Source organism: Ligilactobacillus ubinensis (assembly GCF_024160875.1).
GTDB lineage: Bacteria > Bacillota > Bacilli > Lactobacillales > Lactobacillaceae > Ligilactobacillus > Ligilactobacillus ubinensis.
In genome coordinates, this window is record NZ_JAIULA010000005.1 from 54,391 (window position 1) to 75,616 (window position 21,226).

Consider the following 21,226-nt stretch of genomic DNA (forward strand, 5'->3'; position numbering starts at 1 on the left):
CCTCCTTCAATTTATAAATTTACTTTATCTAAAACTTCTTTTTGCTGTTCTTTATCTAATGGAACTAATGGCAATCTACTTGGACCTACGCAAATGTTTCTGTTATTAAGAATCGCTTTTATTGGTGTTGGCGATGGATACATAAACATTGCCGCTATCTTAGGCGTTAACTTTCTCATTATTGTTGCCGCTGCTGTCAAGTTACCCGCATCAATATCCTGATACATTTCCGCTATTTTTTCACCATAAATATGACTTGCCACAGAAATGACGCCTTGCGCGCCAATTGTTTTGGCTGCAAAAGCATCCGCATCCTCTCCAGAATATACTAAAAAATCAGCAGGTGTTTGATTAACAAGATTAGCCAATCCAACATTGCCTGTACAGTCTTTAATGCCAACAATGTTTTTATTTTGAGCTAGTTTAGCTACTGTTGCAACTTCCATTACAACACCTGTTCGTCCTGGAATATTATAAATGAACAACGGTAAATCAACTGCATCAGCTACTGCTTCAAAATGGGCTATCATTCCTCTTTGATCTGGTTTATTATAATATGGAACAACCACTAAGGCAGCATCAACACCTGCTATTTCAGAAACTTCACGCGTGAATTTAATTGTCTCAGCTGTATTATTTGAGCCGGTACCTACCATAACAGGAACACGTCCATTAATAATTTTAACGGCTTCTTTAACCAAGCTTAATTTCTCTGCATGTGTTAAAGTGGGACCTTCTCCAGTGGTTCCGTTAACCAAAATACCTTGTGTCCCTGTCGCTAACAAATGTTCAATCAAATTTTCTAACCGTTCAAAACTTAAATTTCCTTCATCATCAAAGGGTGTCACCATTGCCGTTAAAATTTCAGCTTTTGAAAAATCCATTATGCTTACCTTCCTTATACATACTATTTATTGGTTTTAACCAGCCCTAAGCTTTCATGTTTATCTATTATATATAAATGTAAAAATATTTTTCAATCAATCTAAATTAATTTTTAAATGAATAACTTATTTTTCCATTTCATATTGTCAGCATTCGAGGCTTAATTCTGGGAAAAGTTCTATCTTTACGTAATCATATTGAAACCTTATTATACCATACTTTATGTATCTTTCGTTTAAAATAGTACTTATTTTCAATTAAAACAGATTATTGTCTTATTATGTATACAAAAAAAGTTCGAGATAAAATCCCGAACCTTTCCTGTTTCTAAATATTAGTACCACGCTGTGCGCCCAAAGGCAACGAGTTTTGCTTAACGACGTAAACCTAAACTCTTAATTAATTCACGGTAACGTTGTACATCTGTTTTACGTAAATATGCTAGTAAATTACGACGGTGACCAATTTTTTTCATCAAACCACGTTGTGAAGCATAATCCTTCTTATGATCACGTAAATGATCATTCAAATTATTAATATCATCAGTTAAAAGTGCAATTTGCACTTCTGCTGAACCTGTATCTCCTTCGTGACGAGCATATTTAGCCATGATTTCTGTTTTTGTCATAATATATATTCCACCTTTCAAAAAGTTGCCCTAAACCGAGTATGTCGTCGGTGTTATCGCCAAACTAAGTTAAGGGTCAGTACAATATTGTACTTATCTAATTTACTAGATAATTAAACAAATTACAAGTTTTTTTTCTTAAAAATGGTGTCAAGGTAAATTTCTTGACACTATTTCCATTTTATTTATTGCATTGTTTAGAGTCCTCTTGTATAATAATTAGTGTTGAAAATTTCATATGATACCCTAACGGAATCATTTATGTGGAGGTGACATTAATGCCAATTATTAAATCCGCTATCGAACGTGTAAAAACAAACGAAAAGGCTAATGCAAAAAATACTGCACAATTAAGCAAGATGCGTACAGCTGTTAAAAAATTTGAAAATGCTAAGACTGCAGATGCAGACAACACAGAAGAAATGTATCGTCTTGCTGTTTCTGCTATAGATAAAGCTCAATCTAAGGGCTTAATTAAAGCGAATAAAGCTGCTCGTGATAAATCACGTATGGCTGCTCGTTTAGCTAAGTAAAATTCATTAACCAAAGCTATTTGTAATTTAATAGACTAAAAAGATTCAAGCATCTAATTAGAGTTTGAATCTTTTCTTTTGTTCAAAAAAAGGCACTGCTAAATAAAGCGGTGCCTAAAAGTTATATTTTTGGTCTAACTTTTGGAAGTCACTTCAAAATTAGCCTCTCTAGCAGTATCGTTTTTTATTGCATAAAACTTAACATAAATAACTGAAACATTTCTTCAGGTGATCTTGTTGTTGATTTCAACTTTTTTTCAATACTAACTAAACTATTAAATGCCTTCTTCAAATCTTTTATTTTTAACTGATAACGTTTAATGCTTTGCAAAGCTATTTTTATTCGATAAGGGTGTATTTTTAAAACACTAGCAATATTGCCTTGTGCGTACCCTTGATTAGATAAAGTAACAACTTGAATTAATAATCTGAATTGTTTACTTAAAATAGCATTTAGCTTAACCGGTTCTTCTTTTCTTTCAATAAAATCATGGTACATCATTACCGCATTACTAAATTTTTTTTGTAACACTAGATCTGTTAAATCAAAGACATTCTCCTCTAATGAACGAAAAACAAGTGCTTTGACATCTTCTGTAGCTATATTTTTAGTATCTTGTGCAAATAATGTTAATTTAATTGCTTCATTCATTGCCTTTGTTAAATTTCCATTTGTTCTCATTAATAACATATCCAAAGCTTCGTTTTCAATTACTATCTTGTTTTTATTGAAAATTCCACCTAAATATCGCCGTACTTCATTTTCATTTATTGGCCCTGCTTCAATAACTTCAGCATTTTTCTTTAATAGTTTCGTCACTTTTTTACGTTCATCTAGTTTTTCATATGGTGCAATAAAAACTAATGTTGTTGACGGTTGAGGTTGTTTCAAATATCCCAGTAACTCATCTAAATTATGTTCAATATTTCTTTTTTTACTATCGCCCGTTAAGAAAAAGGGTTGTTTAATAAAGATCAACCGTCGATCTCCAAAAAAGGGAATTGTCATTGCATCATCTAACGCTACAGTCAGTGGTGTCGTTTCCATATCGTATGTTCCTACATTTACATCAAAATCTTCTTTAGGAATCACATTTAACAATGCATTTTTGGCCTCATTTATAAAATAGCTTTCCGTACCTAAAATAACATAAAGTGATGCTACTTTTCCCTGTTTTAATTGTTCGCATAGTTTATCCACCTTCATAAAAAACATCTCTTTTCATTCAAAATTAAAACTTGTAATTTTATTTTCATCAGCAAAGTTACTTATTTTTATTTTATTATACTTATACACTAGTTTAATCATTCCCTTTTCTGCAGTTAACATATAAGGAATATGGTTTTTTCTCAACGTTTCTAACGTTTCCTCATTAGGATGACCATATCGATTTTGACGACCCGCTGAAATAATTGCATATTTAGGACGTAAAGCGTGTATAAAGCTCTCATCCGAAGATGTCTTACTACCATGATGTCCTAGTTTTAAAATATCAACTTGTAGATTAGGCAACCTTTTTATTAAGGCTATTTCATTATCTTTATCTAAGTCTCCTGTAAAAAGACATGGTACACCATAAAAATTATACTCTAAAACAACTGAATCAGCATTAGTTCCTTGCCCTTCTTTAGTTGGATGTAAAATATTGATATTCGGATCATCAATTAAATCTCCAATTTTTACTGGATATACATGGTTTTGTTTTATAGATGACTTAACTAATCTATGCTGAAAACTGGATAATTTTTCCATTCCCGCTGGTACATAGACCCGTTTAATGCTAATTAATTTACTTATACTTGGAAAATTACCAACATGATCTGCATCCTGATGCGTTAATATTAATCTATCAAGCGAAGAGATTCCCTTGCTAAGCAAATAATTAGCAACTATTGTTTCACCATTAGTTTTACTGTGCCGTGTTTGCCATTTTTCTGTTTGAAAGCTGACCTTTCCCCCTGTATCAATTAGTGTAATACTCTTATTATAAGGTGTTCTAATTAAAGTGCTATCTCCTTGTCCAATATCAATATAGACAATTTCTCCATACAATGGATAATGAATCCACATAAAAACAAAGAAATAACTACTTATGCAAAGAGCTACCAAAATTCTTTTATGCTTACCAAGCATTAATAATATGCTTAGAAACATCCAAAAAACAATCCAAAATAAAGGTGGTTTACCATAGATAATATTAGTTGGAAAATTTGCTATGGCTGTTAGTATGTTAACTGATTGTACAAGAATGGTATTACATGCTTCACTAACTAACGGAATCAAGCTACCTAAAATAACACATGGCATAATCAACCACTCAAAAAAGGGAACAATTACCACTGTTAAGAATATCGTTAATAAATTCCATTGATATGTATTCCATAAAACAAGTGGTATACTAAAAAAAGTTAATCGTATTCCTAGCAAAACTGCAGAAGAATTTTTATTCAGTAACAAAATCAATGTTAACAAATAACTTAATTGCGCTCCAAAATCAAATATACTTGCAGGCGCATAAAAAAGATTAACTAACAAAACAAACGACCAAGATTCTATCGTTGTTATTTTAATTAAAAAAAACTTACGGCTAATTAACGTAATAAAAGCCATCCCAATTGAACGCATTAAACTTAATGAACAACCACCTAAAATTCCATATATGGGTAAGATAATTAAAATAATGTTTTCTGTTGTTTCCCGCGTTATTCTCATTCTCTGAAAAATCCATTTAAATGCCGAAATTAAATAAAACACATGCATCCCAGACAAGCTAAATAGATAACTCAAACCTAACAACCGTATTTTCTCAAGCGTATTATTAAAGTCTTGCTTTTGATATCCTAAAAGTAAGACTTCTGCCAACAAGCTTAGTGGTTGTGGCAGTTTCTGCAAGTAAAGTAACATTTTTTTACGTAAATAATGCAGATATGCTAGTAATCTATCTAATAACGAGCTTTTTATTTTGCTTGATGAGACTTGCAACTCTTCGATGTTAATCGCGTTTACTATATTTCGACTGGCCTCAAATCGTCGAAAATTAAATTCATTTTCATTAGTTGGTAGTGAAACTTGCCTTATTTTGCCGCTAAACGTGTAAGTTACTGTTTTGGAACTAGCCAACCATCGCTTTTTCTCATTTTTTTCCTTAATTCGATAATAAGCCTGTACTTTTTGATGACCTTCAAGCCATTTAGCTTGAATTTTTAATAAATCTCCGTCAACTTCATATTCATCAGCATGCATAACTAGATGACCATTAATATTAGTTTGGTCTACTATCGCCTGTTTTTGCTGAATTTGATTCCATAAAAAAATATATCCAATCCAGAATATACAAAATAGTAAATTAATCCGCCAAATCTGTTTACTTCCTGTTTTCCATATGCGAAATTGCCAACCTAAAAAAACGATGACACCAACCCATGAAAAAGAAAGAATCAGAAAACTCAACAAAACCGCACTAATTGCTGCAAAAAAAACATTTATTCTAACTTTTTACTTAGTCTTTCGTTAAATTAAATTCAGTCGCAGCAATTGAGTGCATATATTTTTCGTCAATCTTAACTTGTTGAACAGCAATTTTCTTTAACTTTAAAAGTCGTAATGCATATGGATCATTATGGTAATTACGCAGATAATAGATTTTCTTTATTCCTGCTTGTAGTAGCATTTTGGTGCATTGTAAACAAGGAAAATCTGTCACATAAACTTCGGCACCTTCAGTTGCTACACCAAACTTCGCACATTGTAAGACGGCATTCATCTCAGCGTGAATTGTTCTCACACAATGTCCATCAACTAAGTAGCACCCTTCATCAATACAATGAGCGTCTCCAGAAACAGATCCATTATATCCTCCCGCAATAATTCGTCTATCTCTAACTAAAATTGCTCCCACTGATAGACGCGTACATGTACTGCGCAAAGATAAAAGCACCGCTTGTAACATAAAATATTGATTCCAGGGAATTCTTTTTTCTGCCATTTTCTCACCTCATTAATACTATTAGTTAATAGTATATCATAGCATCAAACAGTAAGACGATCTGATATTGCCTCAAATGTTTTATCTCCAATTCCGGAAACATTTTTTAAGTCTTCAATTGCAGCAAAATTACCGTGTTCTTGTCTATATGCTATAATTTGTTCTGCTTTTTTATCTCCGATGCCATTTAATTGTGTTAATTCTTCTTTCGTTGCTGTATTTAGATTAACTTTATCCCCTGTTTGAGTTGACGTATTATTCATAGATTCTGAATTCATACTATTCGCATAACTTTGGGATGCATTTTTCACTAAAACTGGGCTATCAATATTAACCTCTTCCCCTTTTTTAGGAATATAAACTAACATTTGATCTGTTAACTGATAAGCTAAATTAATTTGATTTGAATCTGCTTCTTTAGTCAAGCCACCTGCTTGTTTTATTACATAATTAAGTCGATCACCCGCCTTGGTCTTGTAAACCCCCGGCCTATTAACCTCGCCTTTTACATCAACGTATATCTCTCCGCTTATTTTATTACTTTGTAAACTGCTATTTTGTGATAACGTCATATTCACTGAACTTTTGTTATTATAAACAAAGTTATCCTTTTTTGAAGGTACACATTTAGTCCATACAAAAAAAGCGCCTATCAATACAAAAATAACAATTGCAATAATTTTAAGTTTGTTTTCCTCCCACAGTTCTTGTATTTCTCCTAACATAAAAATATTCCTCCTTAATAGACAAATTTCTCACTATATAAATACGTAAAATAGCTGCTTATTTATTAACTATATTTAGCAGTGGTTTTTTTCTAATAAAGAAAAAGCGATAAATGCCATTATCAAGCATTTATCACTGGGATATTTATTTTATGTTAATCTAATTTTTATTTTTCAAATATTTAATTGCATCGCTAATATTCTTTACAGGTACAATTTTCATTTTGGTTCCAATTTTCTTAGCTGTTTCTTTTGCTATCTCGTAATTATTTTTTGCACTCGAATCTGCATTAAGTTCTGCTTTTGAAACAGCATTATTAGGCACAAAAAATATCGTAGCACCTGCACGTGCACTAGCAACAACCTTTTTATCAACACCACCTATATCTCCTACACTACCATCAGCTGAAATAGTTCCTGTTCCAGCAACATTACGTCCCTTCAAAAAATCCTTTTGGCTTAATTGACTATATAATTGTAATGTAATCATCAAACCAGCTGACGGTCCACCAAGTGAATCCATATGTGTCACAATTTTTACTGGACTTGTTACCTTAGAACGATTAGCTAACGTTATTCCAATTCCTACTTTACCTGTTTGTTCTAATTTTATTGTTCGACCACTAATAACATGCTTTTTCGTTGCACGTTCATACGTGACTTTAATTTTTTCATGATTATTTAAAGATTCAATCGCATGCATAAAACCTTGTGTAGAATTATAGTGTTTTCCATTTATAGCTATGATTGTATCGCCGACTTTAAGTTTTCCGCGAAAATTAGAATTGTTAAGTATCGACATCACATAAATTCCTTCATAGGTTCGTTTTACTTTTTTATTTGCTAATTTTAAAGCTACATATTTTGCTTCGTTAAGAGCATCATCCATATAATACTCTTGAACTTTATTATATTGCTTATCGTTGTCTGTACCAGTTACTTCATCAGCTGAGATTCTTGTCGCATAATTTTGCGTATAACTCCACACATATGTTGCTAATGTAGCATGCATTAAATTTACATAGACTAAACGAAAAGTCCCATTTGCTTTTGTCTTATACTTAGGTACTTTAACATAATCACTTACTGGAACTGCTTTTCCTGGAATTTCAATATAATATGGAATTGGATAAAATAAGCATAATATCAATAATATTATGCCTGAAAATATAAAAATAAATTTTAGCCATTGTTTTTTTATCATTACAATTTTTTCCTTAATGCTTTTTCAACTGCAGGTGGTACTAATCCATCTAATTTACCATTAAAGCGGGCAACTTCTTTAATCAAACTTGACGAAAGTAATGTATATTCTGGTCGTGCAATTAATAAAATCGTCTCTAAGTCTGGAGCTAACCGCTTGTTCATTGCAGCTATTCCTTGTTCATATTCGAAATCTTGTCCATTTCTTACGCCACGAACAATCACCTGAGCTTTAAGTTTGCGAGCAACATTTATCGTCAAATCTGCAGGAATGTCTACCGCCGAAACATTTGGTATATCTGTAATCGCTGCATTAACAAGTCGTATTTTCTCTTCCAATGTAAAAAGTGGTTTTTTAGCTGTATTAGTTGCCACAACTACAATCACTTCATCCCAAAGTTCGCTTGCACGTTTAATTAAATCTAAATGTCCATTTGTCAGCGGGTCGAAACTACCAGGAAATATTGCTCTCATCTTTAATTACTCCCTTCAAATACATAAAAGGTTAGTTCTGTAATACCATAATCAACACGCTTTAAAAATGTAAAATTAGCTATTTTTTCTGGTAATTTAGCTTCCTGATCCGTTTCACAAATAATAAGCGCTTTACTGTTAAGTAATTTTAAATCTAGCAACTTTTGCATCATGTTCATAATATCCTGTTGTTTATATGGCGGATCAAAAAAAACGTAGTCAAACTGCTTTTTTTCCTTGCTCAATTGCACAATTATTTTTTTAGCATCACCTTTAATAACGCTAAAGGCATCTTCTTTTTTGGTTACTTCGACATTTTCTTTAATCGTTTTAATTGCTTGGTATTGTCTATCGACTAAAGTTGCATGTTCTGCTCCACGCGACACAGCCTCGATGGCTAATCCACCACTTCCAGCATATAAGTCAAGAACTTTTCCACCATCAAAATATGGACCTATAATATTAAACATTGATTCTTTTATTTTATCAGTTGTAGGTCTTGTTTTCATACCTGGAACGGCCTTAAGTCGACGACCGCCAAAATCTCCTGCTACAATTCTCATATCTTCCACTCTTTATTTTTAAATTTTTCTTGATCCTCTTCAGTAAGTTTAAATCTGCCTAAAGTATTATTGTATGTGGTTGTAATTTCAGGACGTGGTGAAACAATAACTTCTTTTACATAACGCAATTGTTCCAATTTTTTTACATTAACATCAATCTCTTTTTGATTCATATAAATAAGAACATATTTCATCTTTCGTGATACATATTGAATGCTTCCGTATCGACGTAATTGTTTACTTTGTTTAAGATGATATAGATATACAAAAACTCCTTGACGTTTTTGAACTTCAAATACCACAATTAGCTCCTCCTTTAGTCGCTTATTACTAATATTATACACTATTATTTATTAAACTAAGTACTTAATAATTTAGAAAAATACTATATTTAATAAAAAAATGTGAGAAAAATGTCTATACAAAAGCTTAAAAAATGACTGACTTAGTTGCCAACACATCTTTCTTCAACACTTAAGTAAAAGATCTACTTTTCTCACAAATATCTATTTCATTAATAACCACTTTTAAATAACATATTTTATTACTAGACGTAACTTCTATGCTTGGTTAACTGGTTCTAATTCTAATAACAAATCTTGACTTTCTAAAATGTCGCCATTTTTTACATAAACATGTGCAACTTTCCCGGCAAAAGGTGCCTTGATAGTTGTTTCCATTTTCATAGCTTCAGTAACAACTAATGGTTCACCTTTTTTAACCACTTGACCTTTTTCAACTAATAATTCTAACACTGAACCACTTAACGTAGCTCCTATATGTTTAATATTTGTTGGCTCGGCTTTAGGAACACTAGTTACTTTGGCTTCTTTACTCTTATCATGCATCATAATCTGGATTGTTTGCCCATTTAGCGAGAAGAACAAACTGCGGTTTCCTGCTTCATCTGCTGTTGATATAGAGTCAAGTCGAACGATAACCGAACGACCTGGTGAAAAGTTAACATGAATTGTTTCACCTGAACGCATGCCTTGATAAAATGTCGTAGTATCTAAAGCAAACATAGACCCAAACGTCCGAATATTGTCCTCATATGTTAAGAAGACATCTGGGTACAAAATATAGCTTAAAACTTCTTCTGGTGATGGTTCATATTTTATCTTTTCAGTCAACTCATTTTTTACCTTTAGAAAATCAATTGGTTCGGCTAAACTACCCGGTCGAACTGTAATAGGTGTACGTCCCTTCAAAACAATCTTTTGTAATTTTTCAGGGAATCCACCTTCTGGTTGACCTAAATCACCAGCAAAGAAACTAACAACTGATTCTGGAAAATCCAAACTTTGACCTAATGTAAAAATATTTTGAGAATTCAAATTATTCTGAATCATAAAAATAGCTAAATCACCAACAACCTTTGAACTAGGTGTAACCTTAACAATATCACCTAAAAGTTCATTAACTTCCCGATAGGTTTTCTTGACTATTTCAAAATCTTCAATCCCTAAAGCCTTAGCTTGCTGTTGTAAATTCGAGTACTGTCCACCTGGCATTTCTGTTTGATAAATATCTGTCTGTGGTGAAGTCGTCCCATTCATAAAATCTTGGTAAAAAGGTTTGATTCCAGCCCAATAACGGTTTACCTTTTCTACATTATCCATAAGCATAATTGGTTGGCGAATATCACCTTCCATTGCATAATAAAAACTACTCATGCTTGGCTGACTTGTTGTTCCAGATAATGCACTTGAAGCTACATCTACTATATCAACACCCGCACGGGTTGCTTCAACGATTGTGGCAACACCATTCCCAGTTGTATCATGTGTATGCAGATGAATAGGTACATCAATATCAGACTTCAACGCACTGACTAATTCATAAGCAGCTTTGGGCTTAAGCAAACCAGCCATATCTTTAATACCAATAATTTGTGAACCAGCATTAATTAACGACTGCGCTAACTTTCTATAATAGTTAAGTGTGTATTTTGTTTCATCTGCATTAAGGATATCTCCTGTATAACACATAGTTCCTTCAGCAATTTTACCAGTTGCACGTACATACTCAATTGGTTTTTCCATTTGAACAATCCAGTTTAAACTATCAAAGATTCTGAAAACATCAATTCCACTATCTGCACTTTGTTTTATAAATGCCTTTAACACGTTATCTGGATAATTCTTATAACCTACCGCATTAGAACCGCGCAACAACATTTGCAGCAATGTATGTGGCATCTTTTTATGCATAATCTCTAATCTTTTCCATGGATCCTCATTTAAAAAGCGATATGCAACATCAAAAGTTGCTCCACCCCATACTTCAGCGGAAAAAACATTTGGAAATACCTTTTCATAGTTTTCAATGACTGGTAACATATCTTTCGTTCTCATTCTTGTTGCAAATAAACTCTGATGCGCATCTCGCATTGTTGTGTCTGTAATAAGAACTTTAGATTGTTGTTTAACCCAATCCATTGCCGCTTCGACACCATTTTCATCAAAAATAGCCTTTGCATTTTCAGAAGTGTTAATTTTTGAAAAATTAGTATCCAACTGAATATCTGGTGCAAACACCTTTTTATGGTGAACAGTTCCTGGAAACCCATTTACAGTTACATCCGAAATGTACTTTAATAAATGGTTTGTTGTGCTTGGTTTTAAATTGAAACTAACCAACTCAGGTGTGCTATCTACAAATGTTGTATGTGCATTTCCCGCCTGAAATACGGGGTGCTTTAATACATTTAGCATAAACTCAATATTAGTTTTAACTCCACGAATTTGGAATTCCGTTAAAACTCTTTTCATTTTATCAACTGCTTCTGCAAAATTACGCGCCTGCACACATGCTTTTACCAATAAAGAATCAAAAAATGGGGTTATCACTGCTCCAGTATATGCATTACCACCATCCAAACGAACACCAAAACCACCTGGTGATCTATATGTTTCAATTTTCCCCGTATCTGGCATAAAATTATTCTCAGGATTCTCAGTTGTAATCCTACATTGAATAGCCACGCCATGATAAGTCATTTCATCTTGCTTAGGCAAATGTAAGTCTTTAAACAAATCTTTACCCGCTGCTATTTTAATTTGCGCTTGTACAATATCAACTTCTGTAATCATTTCTGTTACAGTGTGTTCAACTTGAATTCTTGGGTTAACTTCAATAAAATAAAAATCATCATCCGTTACTAAAAATTCAACTGTCCCTGCATTTTGATAATTAACCGTTTTAGCTAGACTAACTGCTGCATTGCAAATCTCTTGTCGCCGTTTTTCAGATAAAGAAATACTTGGTGCAAATTCTATAACCTTTTGATTTCTACGTTGTACCGAGCAATCACGTTCAAAAAGATGCAAAATATTGCCATGTTTATCGCCTAATATCTGTACTTCAATATGCTTGGGGTTAAGTAAATACTTTTCAATATATAGTTCATCGTCGCCAAAAGATTGCATAGCTTCACTGCGAGCACGATTATATGCATCTTCTAATTCACTATCCTTGCGTACAATTCTCATTCCACGCCCACCGCCGCCTAAAGCTGCTTTAACCATAATAGGATAGCCATATTTTTCAGCAAATTCTCGAACTTCTACAATAGATTTAACTGGTTCTTTCGTTCCCGGAATCGTTTGCAAGCCCGCTTTATGTGCTACTTCTTTTGCTTCAATTTTATCGCCAAAGATAGATAATTGCTTTACTGATGGCCCAATAAAAGTAATTCCCGCCAAAGCACATTTTTCTGCAAATTCTTCATTTTCAGCTAGAAAGCCATATCCTGGATGAATTGCATCTGCTCCTGTCATTTTTGCTACTCGCAAAATATCGTCCATATCAAGATATGCTTCAATTGGTTTTTTGCCTTCGCCAATCAAATAAGATTCATCAGCCTTAAAGCGATGAATACCATATTCATCTTCTTTAGCATAAACTGCAACAGTACTAAGATCCAATTCATGACATGCACGAATAATCCGAACTGCAATTTCTCCTCGATTAGCGATTAAAATTTTCTTCATTAATTCAAACACCACTTTCTGCTAAATAATCTATCTTCAAAATTAACTATCTTAATGCCTAACCTTGCGTGCAAGCAAATCAAACTCAGCATTCCTTCTTTGACTAACTGAAATATTTACCACCATTCCAAGTGCTAAGGACAATACAACCATACTTGATCCACCATAAGATATAAATGGTAATGTTACTCCTGTAATAGGCAGTAAACCGCATACTGCGCCTACATTTAAGGCTGTTTCAACAAACATAAAGGTTCCAATACCATAACAAAATAAAGAATTATACGTATTTTTTGAACGAATACCAATTAAAATAATTCTTAATGTTAACCACATCAACAATACTAAAACAATAGCTAAACCAATAAAACCAAGTTCCTCGACTATGATTGATAAAATAAAATCCGTATATGGTTCAGGTAAATAACCACGTTTTTGAATACTATTACCTAACCCACGTCCAAATAGTCCCCCATTACTGATTGCATAATATGAATTTACTAACTGTTTACCACTTGAACTAGCTACTTTGAAAGGAGCAAAAAAGGCAACAAACCGTTGATACACATACGCTAATTTACCTGAAAATGGATTAAAAAAGCGAAATATATTTAAGCCAGCATAAAAAACAGTTATACTGCCCACTAATGCGCTAATTTTGGCTTTACCAGACCACTTGTTTGCTGCTAACCACATTATCATTACAATTGCACCATTAATAACTAAGCCACCTAAATCAGGTGTAATTATAATAAGACCAAACAACATACATAGTTTAATAATTACGATAATGTTTTTCTGTGTATAATTTCTATCAATTAAACTGTTTGTTGTCTCTTGACGCGCAAACAATCGAGCTAACCATATTGTTATATACAATTTACATATTTCTGATGGTTGAATGCTTATAATTCCTAAACTAATCCAACCATTTGCACCATTTATTGCCTTAGTAAAGTACTTAGCATAAACTAACGCCAAAAAGACAGCAATAAAACCAATACTAATTACATAGTCGTTAACCCAATATCTAGGATTAATATGCGCCGCTAAAAAAAACAGTATCAATCCTATAAACACAAATACTAATTGCTTATATAAATATGAATTGCTACTTCCACCACTATAAGTTTGATTTATTGAACTAGCCGAATAAACCATTATTACACCTATTATGCATAATGCAACATAAGGTAAAAATAAAAAATAATCAAAATATTTTAATTTTCTTTTTAAATCTTCCATACTACTGCTAAATCACACCCAGCATTATTTTTAATAAATAAATTTTATTGTATGTAAGTGAATTAAAGAATGCTTTTCTTCATACACCTTGATTATATCATAATTTAATACTAGCGTTACTAGACAGTATCTCAATTTAATAAATTCATTTCATTATAATTAAAATATATTTCTCATTTCATTATAATTTGTTTGTGCTTATTTTTGCAACATTTTATTCAAAAAACTATTTATAGATATTCTTATTTATAGATATTCTAATGTTAGTTTCTTAACAGTGAAATACTATTAGAGTCCCAAAAGCTCTTGACTAATTTGTAGAAACAAAAGTAGGACTAAAACGATTAGTAAAAAAATGTAACATCGCAAACCTACTATCTAATCTAGATTCGGGGTAAGTTAAGTACAACTGACTGCATTTGAGCAAATATTTGGGTACATCCAAATATACAAGGATAAAAAAAATAAGTCCGTAACAAAAGTCCCAGACTTATTTCTAAGTGTTTAATTATTTTGTAACTCTCTTTGCTGCTTTAGTTGCTTTTTCACGCGCATTAGTTTCTAATATACGCTTACGCAATCTAATATTTTCAGGCGTTATTTCTAGCAACTCATCTTCATTCAAGAATTCTAATGATTCTTCAAGTGTCAAATGAGTTGGCTTTTTAATTGTTGCTGTTTGATCTTTGTTAGATGAGCGAACGTTCGTCATATTTTTACCTTTTGTAACGTTAACTGAAATATCACGTTCACGTGAAGATTGTCCTACAACCATACCTTCATAAACTTCCATTCCTGGATCAACAAAGATTGTCCCACGACCTTCAATTCCCATAATTGCATATGTTGTAACCTTGCCTTTATTAATTGAAACTAAGGCACCATTACGACGGCCTGGTTCCCAATTACGGATAACCGGTTTATATTCAGAAAATGTATGATTTAAAATACCATAACCACGTGTCATAGAAAGAAACTGTGAATCATATCCAATCAATCCACGTGTAGGTGTTGAAAATGTTAAGCGTGTTTGCCCATTGTTTCCGGTTTCCATGTTTACCATTTCACCTTTACGTTGAGCCATTGAATCAATAACTGCTCCAGAATATTCATCTGGAGTATCAATAATAACACTTTCAAATGGTTCGCACAGTTTACCTTCTACTTCACGGTAAATAACTTTAGGACGTGATACTGCTAATTCAAAACCTTCTCTACGTAATGTTTCAATCAAAATTGATAAATGCAATTCACCACGACCAGATACAATCCATGCATCAGGAGATTCGGTATCCTCAACACGCAAAGAAACATCTGTATGCAATTGTACTTTCAATCTATCTTCTAATTTACGAGCTGTAACATGATCGCCTTCGCGACCTACAAACGGTGAATTATTTGTCATGAATGTCATTTGTAACGTAGGTGGATCAATTCTTAAAACAGGCAGTGCTTCTAGATGACCTACTGGGCAAACAGTTTCGCCAACAAAAATATCATCCATTCCTGAAACAGCAATTAAATCCCCTGCTTTTGCTTCTGTAATTTCTAAACGTTGCAAACCAAAGAAACCAAAAAGTTTGGTTACACGGAAATTTTGTTGAGCTCCATCAAGTTTCATAACTGTAACTTGATCACCGACTTTGATTGCTCCTCGGAACACACGACCAATACCAACTCGGCCCACAAATTCATTGTAATCCAACATAGCAACTTGGAATTGTAAAGGTTCATCTGAATTATCAACTGGTGCCGGAATCGTATCAATAATTGTATTAAAGACTGGATCCATTGTATGTTCTTGTTTTGAAGGATCTGCATCAAAAGAGGATGTTCCATTCATAGCTGAAGCATACACAACAGGAAATTCTAATTGTTCCTCATCCGCACCTAATTCAATAAATAAATCTAGCACTTCATCAACTACTTCTGATGGACGCGCACCTGGACGATCAACTTTGTTAATAATTACAATAGGTGTTAAATGTTGATCTAATGCCTTTTTCAAAACAAAACGAGTTTGTGGCATTGTTCCTTCAAAAGCATCAACTATAAGTAAAACACCATCAACCATTTTCATAATACGCTCAACTTCACCACCAAAATCGGCGTGTCCTGGAGTATCTAAAATGTTAATTTGTTTATTTTTATATCTAACTGCAGTGTTTTTCGATAAAATAGTAATTCCGCGTTCTTTTTCAATATCATTGGAATCTAGAGCGCGATCACCAATAACTGTATGTTCATCTAATGTATCTGATTGCTTTAATAATTCGTTAACTAATGTTGTTTTACCGTGGTCAACGTGTGCGATAATGGCAACATTACGAATATCATCACGTGTTTTCAATATTTTTTTCTTCCTTTCAAAATCTATCTGCATAAGAAATACTCATAAAAAATGACAGCTATTTTCATAACGACATGAAAGAAGAAGGCGTTATTTTCAACAACTGACATAAAAAAACTGCGGCTTCTTACCACAGCATCAAGATTAATAATTATTAATAATCTTGAAAATTTCTGATTGAGCATTGTCCGTAGCTACTAATACATCAGTAGATGATAACACATTAACCGGCTCTCCGTCAATCGTTTTCACTATCAAACCTAAAGTTTCTGCTAAAATTTTACCTGGCAAATAATCCCAAGGTCGTAAAAATGATAAATATGCACATAATTTGCCACTCATGACATTAATAAATTCAATTCCAGCACTCCCAACAATACGTGCTCCAGAGCTTTTAGAAATAACCTCATTGATGCCTCGATAATTCCTTAGAACCATTGGACAACTTGCACCAAATAAGCCATCTTTCAAAGATAGATTTGCCGGAGAGTTAAGTTTTTCATTATTACAATAAACAGCTTGACACGCGGGGCCACCCCAAAAAAGTTTATCTTTCATAACATCATAGATATAACCTAGTAAAGGTTTTCCATTATAGTAGATAGCGATCATACTAGCAAAATTTTCCTGTTCTTTAACAAAATTCATTGTGCCATCAATAGGATCAATAACCCAAAAATATCCTTGATGCTTTAGCATGCCACTATCTTTATGCCCTTCCTCGCCTAAGATTAGTGAATTTGGAAAAAAAAGTTTTATTTGCTTAACGTAATATTCTTCTATTTCTTTGTCCACATTAGTTACTAGATCATTAGGCCCTGATTTAGTTGAAACCTGAACATCCGTCTTAATTTGCGCAAGGATCAACTTTCTAGCGTAGTTCATCCATACCTTGACATGCTGATCTATTTCTTTCCAAGCTGTCATCATACTCCCCCTTACTAAACTTTAAACTTTGTGTCCGGACACATCTCAATTGCTTTCGTAGTTTTATAAATGCTAAAACCTGTTGCTTCTTCAAATTGACGATCTAATTGTTTTCTGGTCATAATTGCAGGCACTACCTTACAATAATCTTTATATTGATTAATAAATTCCTGCTTTAAAACACTGCTTGTATTTGCTTTTTCAACCATTGCATAAAAATTGCTAACCTTTATTATTTCTTCTGTGGTCCACTCAGGTAAAAGTGGATAACTAACATCTGCACGTAATTCAGCCATGATTTCATCCTCTTCAAATTAGTTTATTTTCTGATTATTTTATTAACTCAAGTATAACATATGCTACACATGCACTGTTATTTACTTTTAAACTCCATAACACTAAAATAATTATGTAAAATGTGCTATGATATTTTTAAACAATTAATATGGAGGTAGGTATTCTTGATTACAATGAGTAATATCATTCGTGAAGGCAATCCCACATTACGAGCCCGAGCTAAAAAACTAACATTTCCTTTGTCCAATGAAATTACAGATTTAGCACATGCTATGATGGAATTTCTTGAAAATAGTCAAAATCCTGAATTGGCTGAAAAATATAAATTACGCGCTGGAGTTGGGTTAGCTGCTCCACAAGTTGATAAATCTATCCGCATGACTGCGGTTCTTGTTCCTGGTGAAGAAGGTAAACCTGCTATTTTTAAACATGTCCTAGTCAATCCAACAATTTTAAGCGAATCAGTTCAGTTAGTTTCACTTGCAGAAGGTGAAGGTTGCTTATCTGTCGATCGTGAGGTTTCAGGATATGTTCCTCGCCATGATCGAATTAAATTGCGTTGGTATGATTTAGAAGGTAATGAACATCTTGAACGCTTGCGTGATTACCCAGCTGTCGTCGTCCAACATGAAATAGATCATTTAAATGGTATTTTATTTTTTGATCATATTAACGAAAAAGATCCTTTTAATGCTCCTGAGGGTATGTTGTTAATTGAATAGTGTTACACCCGATTTATTTGAGTCTAGGACAAAAGTCCTGGACTTTTTTAGTAACTCTACTCCACTTTACTAATATCATGGACATATTGTGCTGTTTGCTTATTAATTACATTAGCAACATCAAAATGTAGCAAATTTCCTCTAATCCAAAAGTCTGTAACCATCATTACAGGATACCCCGGCAAACTCTGTGTCTTTTTAACCATTTCATCTTGCAATAATTCATTTGTTAAATTTTTTTTCATTTGAGCTAATTTTTCTACACTAGCATTATTAATTTTAAATTCATACGCAAATGCCAAAACTCCTCTTCCCCAAACATCTGAAATTAATTGTGATTCGATATCTGAAGTGGCTAAATATTTTTGTAATCTTAACTTTTTTAGCGCCCTATTTACAGCGGCGTCTGTTTCTTTTTTACTCAGTTCCTGGATTAATATCATTGCCCGTCGTTTTCGCAGAATTCTATATATTATTCCAATTAGAATAAGCAATATTATTATAATTAACAATAGTAAGGCTATTAGCATTATAGTATCAACTCATTTCCTAATATAATTGGTTGTTATATTTATTATTATAATACTTGAAAGATTTACAAACAAAACATTATATGCGCTGCTTCAACAAATTCATTCCTTGTTCCTATACTTGTACTTTAATTTATGCTAAAATGAAATTAAATAATTGTGAAAGCAATCCTATGTTCGGAAGTATTATTTTAAATTACATTCTTCTATTATTTAATTCAAGAAAAATGTAAATCTATTGATATCAAAGGAGAATTAGAATTAATGATTTTTAAAGTATATTATCAGCCATCAAAAAAAGTAAACCCTCGCCGTGAAAATACAGAGGTTCTTTATTTGGATACTGACACTGAGGTTAATGCTAGAGTCTTAGTTGAATCTAACACTGACTATAATGTTGAATTCATTGAAGGCTTGGATCAAGCTACTTTGGAGTATGAGCAAGAAAGTCCAAACTTCAAAATACGGAGTTTTAATAAATGAAAAAATTAAGCGTCAAAAATAATGAGACTGCCGTCTTTGCAATCGGCGGTCTAGGGGAGATTGGAAAAAATACGTATGGTATCCAATTCCAAGACGAAATTATCGTTGTGGATGCTGGAATTAAGTTTCCAGAAGATGATTTACTAGGTATTGATTACGTTATCCCTGATTACCAATATTTAGTTGCAAATCAACAAAAAATTAAAGCTCTTGTTATTACACACGGTCATGAAGATCATATCGGAGGAATACCTTATCTATTAAAACAAGTCAATATTCCGATTTATGCCGGTCCACTTGCATTAGCTTTAATAAAAAGTAAGCTTGAAGAACATGGATTACTTAAAACAACTGAATTACACGAAATAAGTGAAGACTCTATTTTAAAATTCCGCAAAACCAGTGTTTCTTTCTTTAGAACCACTCACTCAATTCCAGATACGTTAGGTGTTGCCATTAAAACACCTTCTGGAACTATTGTCTGTACTGGTGATTATAAGTTTGACTTAACGCCAGTCACTAATCAGCCACCTAACTTACAAAAAATGGCTAAACTGGGCTCTGATGGTGTTCTTTGCCTACTTTCAGACAGTACTAATGCGGAAATTCCTAATTTCACTAAGTCTGAACGTTGGGTTGGTCGTTCAATTAGACGTATTTTTGAAAAAGTTGAAGGTCGAATTATATTTGCAACTTTTGCATCAAACATCTCACGTATCCAACAAGCTACTACTGCTGCTGTAAATAAAGGCCGAAAAATTGCCGTTTTTGGTCGTAGTATGGAAGCTGCATTAGTCAATGGGCGTGAACTTGGTTATCTGACTATTCCAGATGATTCTTTAGTTGATGCACGCGAAATTAATAGCTTGCCTGCTAATAAAGTAATGATTCTTTGTACCGGCTCTCAAGGTGAACCTATGGCTGCTTTAAGTCGAATAGCTAATGGTACTCACCGTCAAGTAGCCATTCAACCTGGTGATACCGTTGTCTTTTCAAGTTCCCCTATTCCGGGTAACACTCTAAGCGTCAACAAAGTAATTAATGAATTAGAAGAAGCTGGCGCAAACGTTATTCACGGTAAGGTTAATAATATTCACGCATCTGGCCATGGTGGACAAGAAGAGCAAAAATTAATGTTGCGCCTTATGAAACCTAAATATTTTATGCCAGTCCATGGTGAATATAGAATGTTAAAAATCCATACTGAACTTGCTGAAAAATGCGATGTTCCTAAAGAAAATTCATTCATTTTAGAAAATGGTGATGTTCTAGCTTTAACTAAAGATTCAGCTCGTATTGCTGGTCATTTTAATGCAAGTGATGTCTATATTGATGGATCTGGCATTGGTGATATTGGTAATGTTGTCTTACGCGATCGTCGTATTCTTTCTGAAGAAGGCTTAGTCGTTGTCGTTGCAACAATTGATATGAAAAAACGTGAAATTTTAGCTGGACCAGATCTGTTATCTCGTGGTTTTATTTATATGCGTGAATCAGGAGAATTGATAAATCAAGGCAGACGCCGCTTATATAAGACTATTAGACGAACTTTAAAAGGTGAAAAAATATCTGAGGCAATGTTGCGTGATGCTATCATTGCTGATCTTCAAAAATTTTTATTTGAACAAACAGAGCGTCACCCTATGATTTTACCAATGTTGATTACACTTTAATTTCCAT

Annotated in this window: 20 protein-coding genes; 4 read left to right on the forward strand and 16 right to left on the reverse strand. The window is 33.1% G+C overall.

Translation table 11 applies throughout. The annotated features are described in order from the left end of the window. Positions 1-11: 11 nt before the first annotated feature. Positions 12-884: a 4-hydroxy-tetrahydrodipicolinate synthase gene (dapA, locus tag LB941_RS03735; RefSeq protein ID WP_253359584.1), complete on the reverse strand. Its 873-nt coding sequence runs from the start codon at positions 882-884 to the stop codon at positions 12-14. A gap of 374 nt (positions 885-1,258) precedes the next feature. Beyond that, positions 1,259-1,513 (reverse strand): 30S ribosomal protein S15, encoded by a 255-nt coding sequence (gene rpsO / locus LB941_RS03740; RefSeq protein WP_253359585.1) that lies wholly within the window; start codon positions 1,511-1,513, stop codon positions 1,259-1,261. Between the two features lie 278 nt (positions 1,514-1,791). Between rpsO and rpsT the strand changes: the two genes are divergently transcribed. Next, positions 1,792-2,046, forward strand: coding sequence for a 30S ribosomal protein S20 (gene rpsT, locus LB941_RS03745; protein WP_253359587.1), 255 nt, complete (start codon positions 1,792-1,794; stop codon positions 2,044-2,046). A gap of 184 nt (positions 2,047-2,230) precedes the next feature. Here the strand turns inward: rpsT and holA are convergent, their stop codons facing one another. The 13 genes from holA to LB941_RS03810 form a co-directional block, all read right to left on the reverse strand. Then, the gene (holA, locus tag LB941_RS03750; RefSeq protein WP_253359589.1) at positions 2,231-3,253 is read right to left on the reverse strand and encodes a DNA polymerase III subunit delta; all 1,023 of its coding nucleotides are present in this window, start codon (positions 3,251-3,253) and stop codon (positions 2,231-2,233) included. A 15-nt stretch (positions 3,254-3,268) separates the two neighbouring features. After that, on the reverse strand, positions 3,269-5,497 hold the full coding sequence (locus tag LB941_RS03755; RefSeq protein WP_253359591.1) for a DNA internalization-related competence protein ComEC/Rec2: 2,229 nt from the start codon (positions 5,495-5,497) through the stop codon (positions 3,269-3,271). Between the two features lie 49 nt (positions 5,498-5,546). Continuing rightward, positions 5,547-6,032, reverse strand: a complete 486-nt coding sequence (locus tag LB941_RS03760) for a ComE operon protein 2 (protein ID WP_253359593.1) — start codon at positions 6,030-6,032, stop codon at positions 5,547-5,549. 44 nt (positions 6,033-6,076) lie between these two features. Continuing rightward, entirely contained in the window at positions 6,077-6,757 is a 681-nt protein-coding gene (locus LB941_RS03765; protein WP_253359595.1) for a helix-hairpin-helix domain-containing protein, read from the reverse strand. A 160-nt stretch (positions 6,758-6,917) separates the two neighbouring features. After that, on the reverse strand, positions 6,918-7,961 hold the full coding sequence (locus tag LB941_RS03770; RefSeq protein WP_253359597.1) for a SepM family pheromone-processing serine protease: 1,044 nt from the start codon (positions 7,959-7,961) through the stop codon (positions 6,918-6,920). Continuing rightward, positions 7,961-8,434: a pantetheine-phosphate adenylyltransferase gene (coaD, locus tag LB941_RS03775; protein WP_253359599.1), complete on the reverse strand. Its 474-nt coding sequence runs from the start codon at positions 8,432-8,434 to the stop codon at positions 7,961-7,963. The genes LB941_RS03770 and coaD overlap by 1 nt, the downstream gene beginning before the upstream one ends. A 2-nt stretch (positions 8,435-8,436) precedes the next feature. Then, positions 8,437-8,997, reverse strand: a complete 561-nt coding sequence (gene rsmD, locus LB941_RS03780) for a 16S rRNA (guanine(966)-N(2))-methyltransferase RsmD (protein WP_253359601.1) — start codon at positions 8,995-8,997, stop codon at positions 8,437-8,439. Beyond that, positions 8,994-9,299, reverse strand: a complete 306-nt coding sequence (locus LB941_RS03785) for a YlbG family protein (protein WP_253359602.1) — start codon at positions 9,297-9,299, stop codon at positions 8,994-8,996. Before LB941_RS03785 ends, rsmD begins: the two co-directional genes overlap by 4 nt. A 258-nt stretch (positions 9,300-9,557) precedes the next feature. After that, positions 9,558-12,992, reverse strand: coding sequence for a pyruvate carboxylase (locus LB941_RS03790; protein ID WP_253359603.1), 3,435 nt, complete (start codon positions 12,990-12,992; stop codon positions 9,558-9,560). A 51-nt stretch (positions 12,993-13,043) separates the two neighbouring features. After that, complete coding sequence (locus LB941_RS03795) at positions 13,044-14,237, reverse strand: FtsW/RodA/SpoVE family cell cycle protein (RefSeq protein ID WP_253359604.1); 1,194 nt, start codon at positions 14,235-14,237, stop codon at positions 13,044-13,046. A gap of 508 nt (positions 14,238-14,745) precedes the next feature. Next, positions 14,746-16,587 carry a translational GTPase TypA gene (gene typA, locus LB941_RS03800; protein WP_253359605.1) on the reverse strand — a complete coding sequence of 614 codons (1,842 nt, stop codon included), beginning with the start codon at positions 16,585-16,587 and terminating at the stop codon, positions 14,746-14,748. 144 nt (positions 16,588-16,731) lie between these two features. After that, positions 16,732-17,514, reverse strand: a complete 783-nt coding sequence (locus tag LB941_RS03805) for an inositol monophosphatase family protein (protein ID WP_253359606.1) — start codon at positions 17,512-17,514, stop codon at positions 16,732-16,734. A gap of 14 nt (positions 17,515-17,528) precedes the next feature. Next, positions 17,529-17,810 (reverse strand): UPF0223 family protein, encoded by a 282-nt coding sequence (locus LB941_RS03810; protein WP_253359607.1) that lies wholly within the window; start codon positions 17,808-17,810, stop codon positions 17,529-17,531. A 165-nt stretch (positions 17,811-17,975) separates the two neighbouring features. Between LB941_RS03810 and def the strand changes: the two genes are divergently transcribed. Beyond that, positions 17,976-18,533 (forward strand): peptide deformylase, encoded by a 558-nt coding sequence (def, locus tag LB941_RS03815; RefSeq protein WP_253359609.1) that lies wholly within the window; start codon positions 17,976-17,978, stop codon positions 18,531-18,533. 56 nt (positions 18,534-18,589) lie between these two features. On the opposite strand, the gene LB941_RS03820 is transcribed toward def, so the two are convergent. Further along, a complete protein-coding gene (locus LB941_RS03820) occupies positions 18,590-18,976 on the reverse strand; it encodes a hypothetical protein (RefSeq protein ID WP_253359611.1) in 387 nt (128 codons plus the stop codon). A 351-nt stretch (positions 18,977-19,327) separates the two neighbouring features. On the opposite strand from LB941_RS03820, the gene LB941_RS03825 reads away from it, so the two are divergent. Together LB941_RS03825 and rnjA are read left to right on the forward strand one after the other, a co-directional pair. Then, positions 19,328-19,546 (forward strand): DNA-directed RNA polymerase subunit epsilon, encoded by a 219-nt coding sequence (locus LB941_RS03825; protein ID WP_253359613.1) that lies wholly within the window; start codon positions 19,328-19,330, stop codon positions 19,544-19,546. Next, a complete protein-coding gene (gene rnjA, locus LB941_RS03830; RefSeq protein ID WP_253359615.1) occupies positions 19,543-21,219 on the forward strand; it encodes a ribonuclease J1 in 1,677 nt (558 codons plus the stop codon). Before LB941_RS03825 ends, rnjA begins: the two co-directional genes overlap by 4 nt. The last annotated feature ends 7 nt before the right edge of the window (positions 21,220-21,226 follow it).